The organism is Caulobacter sp. SRI_014, from assembly GCF_057586315.1.
Window position 1 is genome coordinate 182446 of the sequence record NZ_JBYCZQ010000002.1, and the last position, 14382, is coordinate 196827.

Sequence of the window (14382 nt, forward strand, 5' to 3'; positions counted from 1 at the left end):
CGCCCCTGCGTCACGCAAGGTCCTTAGTATGGCGAAAGGTAGTCGGCGAGTTGCGAAGGCGTGAACTGCCGCCCTTCAGGACCGTTCACCGCGACCCACTTCCACCCCTGCTGTTCCAGGTCGCGCATCAGCGCCAGCGCCTCCTCGGCGGTCCCGACGTCTTCGCGGAACATGGCGTGCAGCCCCGCCATCACCGACCAGGGCGTCGCCGCCGAATCGTATTCGCTCGCCATGCTTGGTTTTCCCGGCGTCAGTCGGTTTAGGATAGCGGCAAAGGGAGAGAACGCCATGAACGCCCACGCCCCGGTCGATGCGACCACCACCGACTGGACCTGCTTCGCCGTCTCTATCGAGGGCGGGGTCGCCCACATCCAGCTCAAGCGGCCGGACGAGTACAACACCATGGTCCGGGCTTTCTGGAACGAGCTGCCGGTGATCGTGAAGGACATCAGCGACAACGCCCGGGCCCGCGCAATCGTGCTCAGCTCGACCGGCAAGCATTTCTGCGCCGGCATGGATCTGGCCGTGTTCGGCGGCGGCGGATCGACCACCGGCATGAAGCCGGCCGACAAGGAGAACGCCGGCGAGAGCTTCCGCTATCACGTGCATCACCTGCAGGACGTCATCTCCTGCCTGGACGAGGCGCGGATGCCGGTGATCGCGGCGATCCAGGGCGGCTGCGTCGGCGGGGCGGTCGATCTGACCAGCTCGGCGGACATCCGCTACTGCACGGCGGACGCCTTCTTCGTGATCCAGGAGATCAACATCGGCATGACCGCCGACGTCGGCACCTTCCCGCGCCTGTGCAAGCTGATCCCCGAGGGCTGGGTGCGTGAGCTGGCCTATACCGGCCGCCGTCTGCCGGCCCACAAGGCGCAAGCGATCGGCCTGGTCAACGAGGTGTTCGAGACCCACGAGCAATGCGTCGAGCACGCCCTGGCGACGGCGAAGGAGATCGCTTCGAAATCGCCGCTGGCCGTGGCCGGCAGCAAGGTGATGATCAACTACGCCCGCGACCACACGATCAAGGATGCGCTGGACTACATCGCCGTGTGGCAGACGGGCATGTTCAGCGGCGCCCACATGGCGGAGGCCTTCAAGGCCAAGGCCGAGAAACGGGATACGGACTTCCCGGACCTGATCCCGCTGCGGCGGGGGATGTAACTAGAACTCGCGCTCGGCGCCGGTCAGGTCGGCGCCGGCCAGCTTCGCGCCCGTCAGGTCCGCTTCCAGCAGGCGGACCCGCTGGGCCTTGGCGTCGCGCAGGTCGGCCTGGCGCAGGACAGCGCGGGTCAGGTTGCTGCGCAGGTGGCGGCCCTCGGCGATCAGCAGGGGCCCAAGATGGGCGCCGCGCAGGTCGACGCGGTCGAGGCGGGCATCGACCAGCTTGACCCCGCGCAGATCGGCGCCGCGCAGGTTGGCGCCGCGCAGATCGGCCCCGGAGAGGTCGCTGCCCTGCAGCTGCGCGCCTTCCATGTCCATGCCGAAGAAGACCGAGCCCGGGGCGTGGATGCCGGTCATCACCCGCCGCCGCAGCTGGCGCAGGGAGCGGAAGTCGACACGGGAGAGCCTGGCCGCCCGGCCCCCGGCCCCATGGGTGGCGCAGTAGCGCTCGTGGTCGGCCAGCACATCGCCCAGCGGCTCGTCATCGATGTAGACGATCGGCGGCGGCGCGCGCAGCACATCGGAGAGGTCGGCCGCGGCGAGATTGACCGTCGAGGTGTCTACGCCGGCCAGCACGGCGCGCTTGAGCGAAGCGCCCTGCATGTCGGCATTGAACATCTCGGCGCCCGACATGTCGGCCCCGTCGAGCAGGGCCTTTACCAGCCGCGCCCCGCCCAGCTGGGCCCCGGCCAGGATGGCGTCGGTGAGGTCGGCCGAGCGGGAGACGTCGGAAACCTGGGCGCCCTCCAGATTGGTCCCGGCCACGACGGCGTACTTCAGGTCACCCGGCCTGGCGTCGTGGGTCAGGATGCGGAACCCCTGGGCGCTGTCCTGCATGGCGATGCGGCCTTCGCGCAGGTCGGCGCCCATCAGGTTGGCAAGGGAAAGGTTGGCGCCGCGCAGGCAGACGCCGCGCAGGTCAGCCTTGGTCAGGTTGACGCTCCGCAGGTCGGCGTCACGCAGGTCGGCCCCGAACAGCACTGCCCGGGACAGGTTGCCCCCCATCAGGCTGGCGCCGCTCAGCCGCGCGCCCGTCAGCTCGGCGTCGGAAAGGTTGACCCCCTCGAGCATGACGTTGCTGAGGTCGGCATGGGCCAGGTTGGCCCGCTTGCCGCCCGGCCGGCCGGCGAGGAAGCGCGCATGCGCTTCAAGCGTCTGCTTGAGGCTGGCGTGTTCCAGGGCGCGGAGCAGGTTCGGTTCGGCGGACATCGAACGCCGATCTTGGTCCGGCGCCCTTAAGGAAGGGTGAGATTTGACCTGAAATCCTCGTTTTAGGTCGAGACTCCCGAGCGTCTCAGAACCAACCCTTGCGCCTGAACCAGAGCATCGGAAGCACCACCGAGACGACCATGATACCCAGCGCGAGTGGCTCGCCCCAGGGCAGCTTGAACTCGGCCATATGTTCGAAGTTCATGCCGAAATAGCTGGCCACCAGGGTTGGCGGCAGGAAGATCACGGCGGCGACCGAGAAGAACTTGATGATGCCGTTCTGCTCGATGTTGATCATGCCCAGCGTGGCGTCGAGCAGGAAGGTGATGTCACCCGACAGGTGACCGGCATGGTCGGTCAGGCTGGCGACGTCGCGCTGCATCGACTTGAGGCGCACCTCTTCGTCCTCGCCCTCGGCGATGAAGGGCGAGACCTGGGCGTAGACCAGCAGGCGCGAAAGGCTGATCAGGCTGTTGCGGACCTTGGCCGTGATCCCCCGCCAGCGGCCGAGCTTGCCGAGGATGATCTCGAAGCGGGCGGTCTTCCGGGGCCGCTCGAAGATGTGGTTGGAGAGAGCCTCGACCTGATCGGAGGCGGCCTCGAGGATGTCGGCCACCCGGTCGACGATGGCGTCGAGCAGCCCCAGGAACACGGCCTCGCCGGCGGCGCACAGGGCGCCGCCGCGCTCGGCCAAGGTGGCTTCGAACAGGGTGAAGGCGCGGGGGTGGGCATAGCGGATGGTGATCAGCCGGTCCTTGACCAGCACGAAGGTCACCGGCGCCAGGCGCGGCGCCTCGGCCGCCGCCCCGGTGATCACCTCGACGGTCAGGTAGGTGGCGTTCCCCTCGCGGTAGAGGCGCGACGACGCCTCGATCTCGCTCATGTCCTCGCGGGTCGGCAGTTCCAGCTTGAGCTGCTGCTCGATGAGGACCTCTTCCTCGCGGGTCGGATCGACCAGGTCGATCCAGATGGTGTCGGGCGGCAGGACCCAGCCCTCGCCCGGGACGACCTCCTCCACCGCCTGGGCGTCACGCTGAAGCAGTCGGATCATGCAGGGGGTCCCGGACAACTAAAGGGTCCAAGGGATGGCGCGGCCCGGGCATGGCGTCAACGCGCGCAACGCAAAAGGGCCGGTGTTTCCACCGGCCCTCTGACACTTGGAACCCTGTCCGGGCCTTACTTCTTGTCGCCGCCGGTCGCCTTCTGGATCAGGTCGGCGATGTTGTCGGTGGTCTCGGCCGCCTTGTTGAGGATGCCCAGCGGCGAGGCGCCCTGGCGGACCGAACCGACCACATGGCCGGCGGCGCTGTTGGCCACCAGGGTGGCGGTGTCCTGGGCGAGGGCGAAGCGGCCGGAGGCCTGGGCCAGCTTCTTGGCCTGGCCGTCGGGGTAGATGAAGCCGTGGGTCGGGTAGACGCTGGTGCCCAGATCGCGGATCGGGTCGTACCAGACCTTGACCTGGGTCCAGTCGCCGCCCGGCGAGACGTCGACGACGGTGACGTCCTTCTCGACCTTGCCGCGGGCCCCGCCGATGGCCGACCAGTTGGCGTGGGTGATCTGGATGACGCGGTCGGTCAGGACGCGGCTGACGACGGCCACGTGGCCGAGCCGCATGCGGGCGGTGGCCTTGAAGCTGAGCACGGCGCCCATCTGCGGGGTGCTGCCGGTCTGGTAGCGCTGGACGGCCTGGCCCCACCAGGTGTGGGCGTCGCCGAAGATCTGGATGCCCGACAGGAGACGGGCGAAGGGCACGCACTGCCAGTAGGTTTCAGCGGACGAGACCGCGGGGATCAGGCTGATCATCAGAGCAGCAGTCAAAGATCCGAGAACGGTCCGAGCCCGTGAACGCATGCTGGGATGCTCCCCCGTGGAAACGATCGGTAACGCTTAGTCATCTCACAGGGGAATGAAAAGAGTCTTTTCACGTCGCGGGCGCGACAGATCGTCTTTTGGCCCATGAATCGAGCATGAGCTTCATGCGGGCGCGGGCCGGGCGCTCGATCAGGTGATAGCTGGCCGCCGCCAATGGAACCACGGAGGCGATGAACAGCAACCAGATGTACCATGGCAGTCGATCGTCTGCTGTATTCAACAGCTTTGTTGCTGCATTCACAAACAGAAGCTTCCAGGGCACGCAAATCATATAGACGGAATAGCTGATCTCACCGAGATAAACGAAGCTTTGGCCGCTGGCGAATCGCGAACCATGCTCCGCCATGCCCGCCAGACACAGGATCAGACCCCCGAAACCGGCCACGGCCAGCAGGTCCGGCGCCCCCGACACCGCCGCCATCAGGGCGCCGGCGCCCATAAAAGCGGCGCCCACGGCCGCCGTCCGCAGGCTTTTGACCGCTCCGGCCCTCCACAGACCGTGCATGGCGCAGCCCAGGGCGAAGCAGGGAACGATGCGCAGGGCGCCCCAGTGGATGGTGGCCTCGGTCAGGCTCTTGCCAGTGAGGGCGCTGTAGACTGGGTAGAGGACGGCCATAAAGCCGAGCGCCAGGGCGGCGCCGAGCCAGGCGCGGTGGCGCAGCTTCCACGACGCCCAGGCGAAGACCGGAAAGGTCAGGTAGGCGAACCACTCGGCCGAGATCGACCAGCTGGGGTGGTTGAAGGCCGCCTGCGGGGCGGCGCCCCAGGCCTGCAGCAGCAGCAGGTTGGCCGGCAGGGATTCCCAGCTGAGGATGTTGGCGTCGATGCTGAAGCCGGCGACGGTGGCCCCGATGCCCAGCGCCGCGACGCCGAGCAGGGTGGCCAGGTGCAGCGGGTAGACCCGCGCCAGCCGGTTCCACAGGAAGGGGCCGTATTTGAACCGCCCCTCGCCGAAGCTCTCCAGATAGACGTGGCAGAGGATGAAGCCCGACAGGGTGAAGAACAGCTCGACCCCCAGGTAGCCCTTCTCCACGAGCGCCGGGCTGATCCCGACCTGGAGGTTGGGCCAGTAGTGGTAGAGCACCACCCACATGGCGGCGAAGAAGCGCAGCGCAGTCAGCGGTTTGATGTGGGCGGCATCATTCATGGTACGCAGGTGCTTCCATTCGTCGCGGTCGATCCTAAGTATGCCTGACGAAGGTTTAGGGAGGCTTGAGACCGAACGTGGACGGGATTGCACAACTTCTGACGGATCCGGCGGCCTGGGCGGCGCTGGTCACCCTCATCGTGATGGAGGTCGTCCTCGGGATCGACAACCTCATCTTCATCTCGATCCTCTCGAACAAGTTGCCAGAGGCCAACCGCCAGAAGGTGCGCCGCCTGGGCATCGGCCTGGCCCTGGTCATGCGGCTGATCCTGCTGTCGACCATCGCCTGGATCGTCGGCCTGGTTCAGCCGGTCTTCACCCTGTTCGGCAACGAGTTCAGCTGGAAGGACCTGATCCTGATCGGCGGCGGCCTGTTCCTGATGTGGAAGGCGACCAAGGAGATCCACCACACGGTCGACCCGGCCCCGGAAAACGGCGGGGTGCTCGACAAGACCGACGTGGTCATCACCAACGTCGGCTCGGCCATCTTCCAGATCGTCCTGCTCGACCTGGTCTTCTCGATCGACAGCATCCTGACCGCGGTCGGCATGACAGAGCACCTGCCGATCATGGTCGTCGCCGTGCTGGTTTCGATCACCGTCATGCTGCTGGCCGCCGACCCGCTGGGCAACTTCATCAACAAGAACCCGACGGTGGTGATGCTGGCGCTCGGCTTCCTGCTGATGATCGGCATGGTGCTGATCGCCGACGGCTTCGGCATGCATGTGCCCAAGGGCTACATCTACGCGGCCATGGCCTTCTCGGCCGGGGTGGAGGCCCTGAACATGTGGAGCCGGGCCCGGGCGGCGAAGCGGAACAAGCCGCCGGAGGAGACGCTGCACTAGGGGGCTGCCTCCCACACCGCCCGGCCTCGCCTTTAGAACGCCCCGCCCATGGGGCGCACGATCATCTCGTTGACGGCGACGTCTGCGGGTTGCTCGATCGCATATCGGATGGCCTGGGCGATGACGTCGGGCTTGAGGGCGACCTGGCGCGCCTGGTGGATATAGGCGGCGGTGTCGGGATCGGTGATCGTCGCGGCCAGTTCGCTCTCCACCACGCCGGGCGAGATGATGGTCGTGCGAATCTCCGGATGCTCCTGGCGCAATCCCTCGGTGATGTTCCAGACCGCCGCCTTGGTGGCCGAATAGACCGCCGTCGTCGGCCACACCCCATGGGCCGCGACCGAGGCGACGTTGACGACATGGCCGGCGCCCCGCGCCTGGAAGCGTGGCAGGACCGCGCCGATGCCGTTCAGCACGCCCCGGATGTTGACGTCGATCATCCGGTCCCATTCGTCGGTCTTCAGCGCCGCCAGCGGCGACAGGGGCATCAAGCCGGCGTTGTTGACCAGGACATCGACGCCGCCGAAACGCGCCTCGGCGAAGGCGACGATGGCCTCGAACGCCGCACGGTCGGCGACATCCAGCGCCTGGAATTCGGCTTCGCCGCCGGCGGCCCGGATATCCTGGACGAGGGATTGCAGGCGGTCGGTGCGGCGAGCGCCGAGGACGACCTTCATGCCGGCCGCCGCCAGCCCGCGGGCCGTGGCCTCGCCGATGCCGCTGCTCGCCCCGGTGATGACGACGATTTTGCCTTGGGTGTGGGACATGATTTTCGGTTCCTTGTGGCCGACACGGGATGTCGTCGGCGCTGGAGCCTTGTCGCCCACACCGCGTCGGCGGCGGTAGCACCGCCCTCCGTCGTTCTTGCACGATCCTGCAAATTGCCGAGCGCGCCCTTGCCACTCGCGCGAGGGAACTGACAGGTTAAGGCATGCGCCAGATCGACGAACTCGCCGAGCTCATCGCCCGCCATGTGCCGGCGGACGGCATGCACGCCAGCGCCCTGCCCCGCCTGAACCTTATCCGATCCTGCACGCCGACACAGGCCGTGCCGGCCGTTTACCAGCCGTCGCTGTGCATTATCGCCCAGGGGCGCAAGCAGGTGGAGCTGGGCGGGCGCAGGTTCGTCTACGACCCGGCGAAGTACCTGGCGGTGACCGTCGACCTGCCACTGGTCGGCTCGATCCTCGATGCCAGCCCCGAGCAGCCATACCTCTGCCTGGCGCTCGATATCCACCTGCCGACACTCTCCGAGCTGATCCTGCAGGATGCGCCGGAGCCGGCATCGAAGCCGGTCGGGCCCGCCCTGGGGGTCAGCGAGGTGGAGCCGGGTCTGCTGGACGCGGCCCTGCGGCTGGCCCGTCTTCTCGATGCGCCGAAAGACGCCCCCGCCCTGGCCCCGCTTGCCGAGCGGGAAATCCTCTACCGGCTGCTTTCGGGGGCGCAGGCTCCGATGATCCGCCACATCGCGACCGCCGAAAGCCGCCTGGCCAAGGTCAGCCGCGCCATCGCCTGGCTGCGCCGCAACTACGCTCGCCCCGTCAACATCGAGCGTCTCGCCGCCGATGTCGGCATGAGTCCCTCGTCATTCCACAGCCACTTCAAGGCCGCCACGACGCTCAGTCCGCTGCAGTACCGCACACGTGTCCGCCTTCAGGAAGCGCGACGGATGATGGTGGCCGAGGCCATGGATGCCGCCAGCGCGGGCTTCGCAGTCGGCTACGAAAGCCCCTCACAGTTCAGCCGCGACTACGGCCGCCTCTATGGCGCGCCCCCGCTGAAGGACGCCCGCCGGCTGCGCGGCTCGCCGGACTACGGCGCGGTGGCGTAGCCCCGAGGTCAGACCGTGGGAACTGTCCCACCGTCGATGACGAACTCCGCGCCATGGACCGCGGCGGCGCGGTCGGAAGCAAGGTAGGCGATCAGGTCGGCGACCTCGGAGGGCTCGGCCGCGCGCCCGATCGGGATGCCGCCCAGGCTGTCGAGAACCGACTGCCGGGCCTCCTCGATCGTGCCGCCATTTGGCCGACCTGCACGCGCTTTGGTCCGATCACTCTTCGAGGGCGGGACCCAGGTTGGGCCCAAGGATGCGCGGCCCTGATCGACGGGGCGCCAGGAATCCCGCCTGGCCGCCCCCCGGTTTGGGGGCGACAGGGGTTGGGCGGCAGCTAGATTGCTGGCTCAGCCTTGAGGTCCGCCATGTCCAGAATTTCCGCCCTGCTCGCCGCTACCCTGGTGGTTCTGCCGGTTGCCGCCGGCTCGCCCGTCGCCGCCCAGCATGGCGAGGAGGGCAAGCCGGTCTATGAGGAGTGCCGGCGCGAGGGGATCAACTCCAACCAGTGCCGCTGTTTCTCGCGCTACGTCCGGCTCAACGGCGAGCATGTCGACAAGGCGGTCGTGGTGCGGCTGATGCAGGCCCATCCGGTGAGCAAGTCGCAGACGCTCAGCGAGGACGACGGCTACAAGGCCGCCCCGGGCACCGAGGGCAACATGATGAGCATGGCGATCCAGTTGATCGTCGACGCCACCAAGCACTGCTCGAAGGTCCCGGCCTTCTAGCGGGGCCTTCAGAGGTCGGAGCGGAAGACCTGACCCTCAGGGCGGGGCAATCGTGACCCCATGGCCGGGCGGGCGGAACCGTTGAGGCCCCCGAGGGCCTATCTAGCCGAGCGCGGGATGTCCCTGCTTGCAGGCCACGGCCCGTGGCCGAACCGGAACCCTTCCATGCAGCTTCCCAAAGGCGCCACCGTCGCCGTCGCCGATGGCGAGAAGTTCAATCTGTTCAGCAACGCCGGCGACGAAGCCGGCCTGAAGCTGGAGCCCCTGGCCCATGAGGCGGTCGACGCCGACCATCAGGGGGCCACGCCCGGCCGCCATGGCAGCTCGGCCAACCCTGACGGCGGGCAGGACCGGGAGGACGGCTTCTCGGCCGGCGTTGTCGCCCTGCTCAACAGGAAGGTGCTGGCGGGACAGATTTCGCACCTGCTGATCATCGCCGCCCCCCGGACGCTCGGGGCGATCCGGCCGCAGTACCACGCCAAACTGTCCGACGTGCTGGTGGGCGAGATCGCCAAGGACCTGACCGGCCACGCGCTGCACGACGTGGAGAAGGCGATCGCGGCCGCCTAGACCCTTTCAGGTTTTGATGTACGCATCAAAGCCTGATCAAAAGGGTCTAGAATCAAACATTTAGAGCATGTCCGGGCGGGCGAACCGCATACACTTCGCCCTGACATGCTCTAGGACCTACAGGAAACTGTAGGGGTCGATGTCGATGGTCAGGCGCAGGGCGCCGCGTGGCTTCACGCGGGCCTTCCAGGCGGCCATGTAGGCCGACAGATCGACGTTGCGGTCGGCCCGGACCAGCAGGCGTTTGCGGCGGCGGCCCCGGATCAGGCCGAGGGGGGCGTCGGCCGGTCCGAAGATTTCCACGCCGGGGGTGTTGGGGGCGACGCGGGCCATGTCCTGGGCGAAGGCCTCGAGCTGGGCGGCGTCGGGGCCCGACAGGATGACCGCGGCGAGGCGGCCGAAGGGCGGCAGACCAGACAGCTGGCGAAGCTCCATCTCGGCTTCGACGAAGCCGTCGCGGTCGTTGGCGGCCAGGGCCTGCATGACCGGATGGTCGGGCGCGTAGGTCTGCATGAGGACGCGGCCCGGGCGATCGGCGCGGCCGGCGCGGCCGCCGGCCTGGGCCAGAAGCTGGAAGGTGCGCTCGCCGGCGCGCAGGTCGCCGCCGCGCAGGCCCAGGTCCGCATCGACGACGCCGACCAGGGTGAGGTTCGGGAAGTTGTGGCCCTTCGCCGCCGCCTGGGTGGCGACGAGGATGTCGATTTCGCCGCGCTCCATGGTCTCGACCAGCTCGCGAGCCGATTGACTGCTGAGCATGGTATCGGAGGAGAAGATGGCGGTGCGGGCCTCGGGGAACAGGCGTTTGGCCTCCTCCTCGACCCGTTCGACGCCGGGGCCAATGGAGACCAGGCTATCCTTGGCGCCGCAGTGGGGGCAGGCCTCGGGCTTGGGCATCGAGAAGCCGGTCAGGTGGCAGACCAGCCGGCCGGTGTAGCGGTGCTCGACCAGCCAGCTGTCGGTGTCGGGCGCGGTCAGCCGCTCGCCGCAGGCGCGGCAGAGGACGACGGGGGCGTAACCGCGGCGATTGAGGAACAGGAGGGTCTGTTCGCCGCGCTCGAAGGTTTCGGCCATGGCCTGGACAAGGGGCGGCGAGAGCCAGTGGTCGCGCTCGGGCGGGGTCTCCCGCAGGTCGATCATCGTCACCTCCGGCAGGGTGGCGACGCCGTGGCGGGCGGTCAATTTCAGCCAGCCGTAGCGGCCCTGCTGCGCGTTCCACAGGGTTTCGAGACTGGGCGTGGCCGAGGCCAGGACGACGGCGCAGCCTTCCAGATGGGCGCGGGCGACGGCGAGGTCGCGGCCCTGATAGATGAAGCCGTCCTCCTGCTTGTAGCTGCCGTCGTGCTCCTCATCGACGACGATGAGGGCGAGCTTGCGGTAGGGCAGGAACAGGGCCGAGCGGGCGCCGACGACGATGCGCTGACGCCCGGCGGCGACGTCTTCCCACAGGGTGCGGCGGCGGGGCGGGGGGACGGCGCTGTGCCATTCGCCGGGGGGCGCGCCGAAGCGTTGCGCCACCCGGGCGATGACGGCCTGGGTGAGGGCGATCTCGGGCAGCAGGATCAGGACCTGGGCGTCGGGGTCTTTAGCGAGCGCATGAGCGGCGGCCTCGAGGTAGACCTCGGTCTTGCCCGAGCCGGTGACGCCGTCGAGCAGGGTGGCGGAGAAGGCGTGTGTGTCGAGCTTCTTGATCAATTCGGCGGCGGCGGCGGCCTGGCCGGGGTTGAGGGCGTCGGCGCGCGGCGACAGGTCGAGGTCGGGCGGGGTGCGGTCGGGCAGGCGCTCCTCGATGGCCAGGCAGCCCTCGTCGATCAGGCCTTTGACGACGCCGGAGGAGACGCCGGCCGCCTCGGCCAACCGCGGGCCGGGCAGAGCTTCGCGAGCGGCGGCTTCGAGGACCTTGGTGCGGGCCGGGGTCGGGCGTTTGGGTTCGAGGCCGGTGGGGACGATGACCCGCTCGGGCTTGGGCTTGGGCGCCCGCAGGCCGCGCATGGCCATGGCCAGGGGCCAGCCGGGATTGTCGGCGGCGTAGCGGGCGGCCCATTCGATGAATTCGATGGTGCTGGCCGGCAGCGGCGGATCGTCGATCCGGTGGGCGATGGGCTTCAAGGGCCGGTTGCCGCCGGTCCCGTCTCGCAGGGCGGTGACGACGCCGCGCAGCAGGCGCGGACCCAGCGGGGCTGCCACCTGATCGCCGACGGCGAGGTCCATGCCTTCGGGCTCGGCGTAGTCGAAGGCCTCGGGCAGCGGCATCGGCAAAAGGACGGAGGCGATTCGACTCATGACCGCCCGGCCGCCTTGGTGTAGAACCGCCGACCCACCGATACGGACCCCAAGACGATGCAGCTGTTCCTCGACACCACCGACACCGCCGTCCTGGCGGACCTGGCCAAGACCGGTCTCGTGGACGGGGTCACCACCAATCCCACGCTGATCGCCAAGTCGGGTCGTCCCATGGCGGAGGTCATCGCCGAGATTTGCGGTCTCGTCGAGGGGCCTGTCAGCGCCGAGGCCGTCGCCACCGACGTCGACACCATGATCGCCGAGGGCCGCAAGCTGGCCGACATCGCAGGCAATGTGGTGGTCAAGCTGCCGCTGACCCGCAACGGCCTGATCGCCTGCGCCGCATTTGCCGCCGACGGCATCGCCACCAATGTCACCCTCTGCTTCTCGGTGGCCCAGGCGCTGCTGGCCGCCAAGGCCGGCGCCACCTACGTCTCGCCCTTCGTCGGCCGGCTCGACGACCACGGGGCCGACGGCTGCGCCCTGATCGGCGACATCCGCACCGTCTATGACAACTACGGCTTCGACACCGAGATTCTCGCGGCTTCCGTGCGCACCACCGATCACGTGGCCCGCTGCGCCGAGTTCGGGGCCGATTGCGCCACCCTGCCGCCGAACGTCTTCGAGGCCCTCTTCAAGCACCCCTTAACCGACAAGGGTCTAGAAGCCTTCCTGAGCGACTGGGCCAAAACGGGCCAGACCATTCTCTAGAAGAGCAGGCAAAGCATGTCGGACGGGGCGCGGATCAAGAGACTGGATGGCGCCCCGGACCTGGCGGCCCTGCGCGACCTGATCCGGGAAAACGGCGCCCTGCTGCGCGACGATCCCGAGCTGCTGAGCGATCTGGGCCTGCGGCTCGACGCGGCCAACCTCGTTGATTTTGGCCCTGCCGCCCTGGCCCGGGTGGCCGCGACGGCCAAGCGCGAATCGAAGGCCCGGCGGATGCTGGAGGCCACGGCCCGCGCCAACTTCTCGGCCCAGGCCCAGACCCATGCGGCGGTCATCGACCTGCTGGAAGCCCGCAACCACTCCGATCTCGTGCGCCGGATGGACGAGGTGGCGACCCTGCGCTTTGGCCTGACCGGCGCCGCGGTGGCGCTGGAAGGGCCCGAGCGGGTTCCCGCCGGCTGGTATCCGCTGGTCGAGGGCCAGGTGGACCTGATTCTTGGACCGCAGAAGCTGAACCGGATGGGCTTCCACGCCCCGGCGCTGGGTCTGTTCGGCGACAAGGCCGGCAACGTCAAATCCATGGCCATGGTCCGGCTGGCCATCTGGGAGCCGGCCCGCCAGGGCGTGCTGGCCTTTGGTTCGCCCGAGCCGGAGGGCTTCACCAAGGATATGGGCCACGAACTGGTCGACTTCCTCGGCCGGGTGTTCGAGCGCACCGCCGAGCGCTGGCCGGTCCTGTGACGGCCGACCAGGCTCTCGAGACCTGGATCACCCATCTGGCCGCCGAACGGCGGGCCTCGCCCCGGACGCTTGAGGCCTATCGCGCCGGGGCCGGCTCCTGGCTGAACTTCCTGGCCCGCCATCGCGGCGAAGCCATCACCGTCGAAACGCTCGGCACGGTCTCGGCCGCCGAGGTCCGCGCCTGGCTGGCCGACAAGCGGGAGGGGGCGAACGGCAAGCAGCTGGCCGCCCGTTCCCTGTCGCAGGCCCTGTCGGCAGTGCGGTCCTTCCACGCCTTCATCGACCGGCGGATGGGGGTCCCCTGCCCGGGCCTGGCCCTGGTGCGCGGTCCCAAGGTGCGTCCCGGCGCCCCGCGGCCGGTCAGCGAGGACCAGGCGCGGGGCCTGCTGCTCGAGGCCGGCGCCGATGCGGACCGCGATCCCTGGGAGGGCCTGCGCGACCAGGCGGTGCTGACCCTGCTCTACGGCTGCGGCCTGCGGATCTCCGAGGGACTGAGCCTGACCCGCGCCGACGCGCCGCTGGGAGAGGCCATCCGCATCACCGGCAAGGGCGGCAAGACCCGGATCGTGCCCGTGCTGCCGGTCGTGCGCGAGGCGGTCGACGCCTATCTCGCCGCCCTGCCCTGGGCCACCTCGGGCGCTGATCCCCTGTTCATCGCCAAGCGGGGTGGGGCCCTGTCCCCGCGCCATGTTCAGGCCGCCATGCAGATCCTGCGCGGGCGCTTAGGGTTGCCCGACCGCGCCACGCCCCACGCCCTGCGCCACAGCTTCGCCACCCATCTGCTGGGGGCCGGCGCCGACCTGAGGGTCATTCAGGAACTGCTGGGCCACGCCAGCCTGTCGACAACCCAGCGCTATACCCAGGTCGACGCGGCGGGCCTGCTGGCGGCCTATTCAGCCGCCCACCCCCACGCCTAGGCCGTGCAGGCCATGTCCAGGTCTTCAACCTTGTGAAGCATGGCCTGGGCCGCCGCCCGGCTGCCGAACGGGATCTCATGCTCGCTGATCCGGTTCGGCAGGCTTTGCAGCGTCCCTGCCTCTATGCAGGCCGAGCCGTCGCGGCAGCGGGCCTTCAGGATCGCGCCCTTGTCGTCGCCCTCGACAGACAGCTTCAGGTTGGCCATCGGCATCCGCCAATGGCCCCAGGCGGCGTTGCGGCCGTGGCGGTGGGTGAAGGTGTCACAGTCGCCGCTGAGGCGGTGATAGGACAGCGGCCCCGGCTCGCCAGTGCCCCATCTGTCGAAACCGGGCTCCGGCGGGCCGGCAAAGCCGCAGAGCAGCAGCGTCGCGCCACAGATCGCCAATCCTCGAAGCATCGCAGTCCTCC

The 14382-nt window shown here is 68.7% G+C and carries 17 protein-coding genes; 8 read left to right on the forward strand and 9 right to left on the reverse strand.

What is annotated here, in order from left to right; all coding sequences use genetic code 11:
• Positions 1-23 precede the first annotated feature (23 nt).
• Positions 24-233 carry a hypothetical protein gene (locus AC2YG9_RS06295; protein WP_487297095.1) on the reverse strand — a complete coding sequence of 70 codons (210 nt, stop codon included), beginning with the start codon at positions 231-233 and terminating at the stop codon, positions 24-26.
• A gap of 55 nt (positions 234-288) precedes the next feature.
• On the opposite strand from AC2YG9_RS06295, the gene AC2YG9_RS06300 reads away from it, so the two are divergent.
• Complete coding sequence (locus AC2YG9_RS06300) at positions 289-1164, forward strand: crotonase/enoyl-CoA hydratase family protein (protein WP_487297096.1); 876 nt, start codon at positions 289-291, stop codon at positions 1162-1164.
• Here AC2YG9_RS06300 and AC2YG9_RS06305 read toward each other — a convergent pair whose 3' ends face one another.
• The 4 genes from AC2YG9_RS06305 to AC2YG9_RS06320 form a co-directional block, all read right to left on the reverse strand.
• Complete coding sequence (locus AC2YG9_RS06305; RefSeq protein ID WP_487297097.1) at positions 1165-2373, reverse strand: pentapeptide repeat-containing protein; 1209 nt, start codon at positions 2371-2373, stop codon at positions 1165-1167.
• A gap of 85 nt (positions 2374-2458) precedes the next feature.
• The gene (locus AC2YG9_RS06310; RefSeq protein ID WP_487297098.1) at positions 2459-3424 is read right to left on the reverse strand and encodes a magnesium transporter CorA family protein; all 966 of its coding nucleotides are present in this window, start codon (positions 3422-3424) and stop codon (positions 2459-2461) included.
• A 125-nt stretch (positions 3425-3549) separates the two neighbouring features.
• Entirely contained in the window at positions 3550-4224 is a 675-nt protein-coding gene (locus tag AC2YG9_RS06315; RefSeq protein WP_487297099.1) for a CHAP domain-containing protein, read from the reverse strand.
• 70 nt (positions 4225-4294) lie between these two features.
• On the reverse strand, positions 4295-5392 hold the full coding sequence (locus AC2YG9_RS06320; protein ID WP_487297100.1) for an acyltransferase family protein: 1098 nt from the start codon (positions 5390-5392) through the stop codon (positions 4295-4297).
• A 77-nt stretch (positions 5393-5469) separates the two neighbouring features.
• Between AC2YG9_RS06320 and AC2YG9_RS06325 the strand changes: the two genes are divergently transcribed.
• On the forward strand, positions 5470-6237 hold the full coding sequence (locus AC2YG9_RS06325; protein ID WP_487297101.1) for a TerC family protein: 768 nt from the start codon (positions 5470-5472) through the stop codon (positions 6235-6237).
• A gap of 32 nt (positions 6238-6269) precedes the next feature.
• Here AC2YG9_RS06325 and AC2YG9_RS06330 read toward each other — a convergent pair whose 3' ends face one another.
• Positions 6270-7004 carry an SDR family oxidoreductase gene (locus AC2YG9_RS06330; RefSeq protein ID WP_487297102.1) on the reverse strand — a complete coding sequence of 245 codons (735 nt, stop codon included), beginning with the start codon at positions 7002-7004 and terminating at the stop codon, positions 6270-6272.
• 164 nt (positions 7005-7168) lie between these two features.
• On the opposite strand from AC2YG9_RS06330, the gene AC2YG9_RS06335 reads away from it, so the two are divergent.
• Complete coding sequence (locus tag AC2YG9_RS06335; RefSeq protein ID WP_487297103.1) at positions 7169-8068, forward strand: AraC family transcriptional regulator; 900 nt, start codon at positions 7169-7171, stop codon at positions 8066-8068.
• Positions 8069-8076: 8 nt separating this feature from the next.
• Here the strand turns inward: AC2YG9_RS06335 and AC2YG9_RS06340 are convergent, their stop codons facing one another.
• Positions 8077-8322, reverse strand: a complete 246-nt coding sequence (locus AC2YG9_RS06340) for an SDR family oxidoreductase (protein ID WP_487297104.1) — start codon at positions 8320-8322, stop codon at positions 8077-8079.
• Between the two features lie 114 nt (positions 8323-8436).
• Between AC2YG9_RS06340 and AC2YG9_RS06345 the strand changes: the two genes are divergently transcribed.
• Positions 8437-8796 carry a hypothetical protein gene (locus tag AC2YG9_RS06345; RefSeq protein ID WP_487297105.1) on the forward strand — a complete coding sequence of 120 codons (360 nt, stop codon included), beginning with the start codon at positions 8437-8439 and terminating at the stop codon, positions 8794-8796.
• 165 nt (positions 8797-8961) lie between these two features.
• The gene (locus AC2YG9_RS06350) at positions 8962-9366 is read left to right on the forward strand and encodes a host attachment family protein (protein WP_487297106.1); all 405 of its coding nucleotides are present in this window, start codon (positions 8962-8964) and stop codon (positions 9364-9366) included.
• Positions 9367-9483: 117 nt separating this feature from the next.
• Here the strand turns inward: AC2YG9_RS06350 and AC2YG9_RS06355 are convergent, their stop codons facing one another.
• Positions 9484-11646 carry a primosomal protein N' gene (locus AC2YG9_RS06355; protein ID WP_487297107.1) on the reverse strand — a complete coding sequence of 721 codons (2163 nt, stop codon included), beginning with the start codon at positions 11644-11646 and terminating at the stop codon, positions 9484-9486.
• Between the two features lie 57 nt (positions 11647-11703).
• On the opposite strand from AC2YG9_RS06355, the gene fsa reads away from it, so the two are divergent.
• Genes fsa through AC2YG9_RS06370 form a run of 3 tightly spaced genes read left to right on the forward strand, consistent with a single transcriptional unit; the run spans position 11704 to position 13973 of the window.
• On the forward strand, positions 11704-12357 hold the full coding sequence (fsa, locus tag AC2YG9_RS06360; protein ID WP_487297108.1) for a fructose-6-phosphate aldolase: 654 nt from the start codon (positions 11704-11706) through the stop codon (positions 12355-12357).
• Between the two features lie 15 nt (positions 12358-12372).
• Positions 12373-13056 (forward strand): DUF484 family protein, encoded by a 684-nt coding sequence (locus tag AC2YG9_RS06365; protein ID WP_487297109.1) that lies wholly within the window; start codon positions 12373-12375, stop codon positions 13054-13056.
• Complete coding sequence (locus AC2YG9_RS06370) at positions 13053-13973, forward strand: tyrosine recombinase XerC (protein WP_487297110.1); 921 nt, start codon at positions 13053-13055, stop codon at positions 13971-13973. The genes AC2YG9_RS06365 and AC2YG9_RS06370 overlap by 4 nt, the downstream gene beginning before the upstream one ends.
• Here AC2YG9_RS06370 and AC2YG9_RS06375 read toward each other — a convergent pair.
• Positions 13970-14371 carry a hypothetical protein gene (locus AC2YG9_RS06375; RefSeq protein WP_487297111.1) on the reverse strand — a complete coding sequence of 134 codons (402 nt, stop codon included), beginning with the start codon at positions 14369-14371 and terminating at the stop codon, positions 13970-13972. The genes AC2YG9_RS06370 and AC2YG9_RS06375 overlap by 4 nt on opposite strands.
• Between the last annotated feature and the right edge of the window lie 11 nt (positions 14372-14382).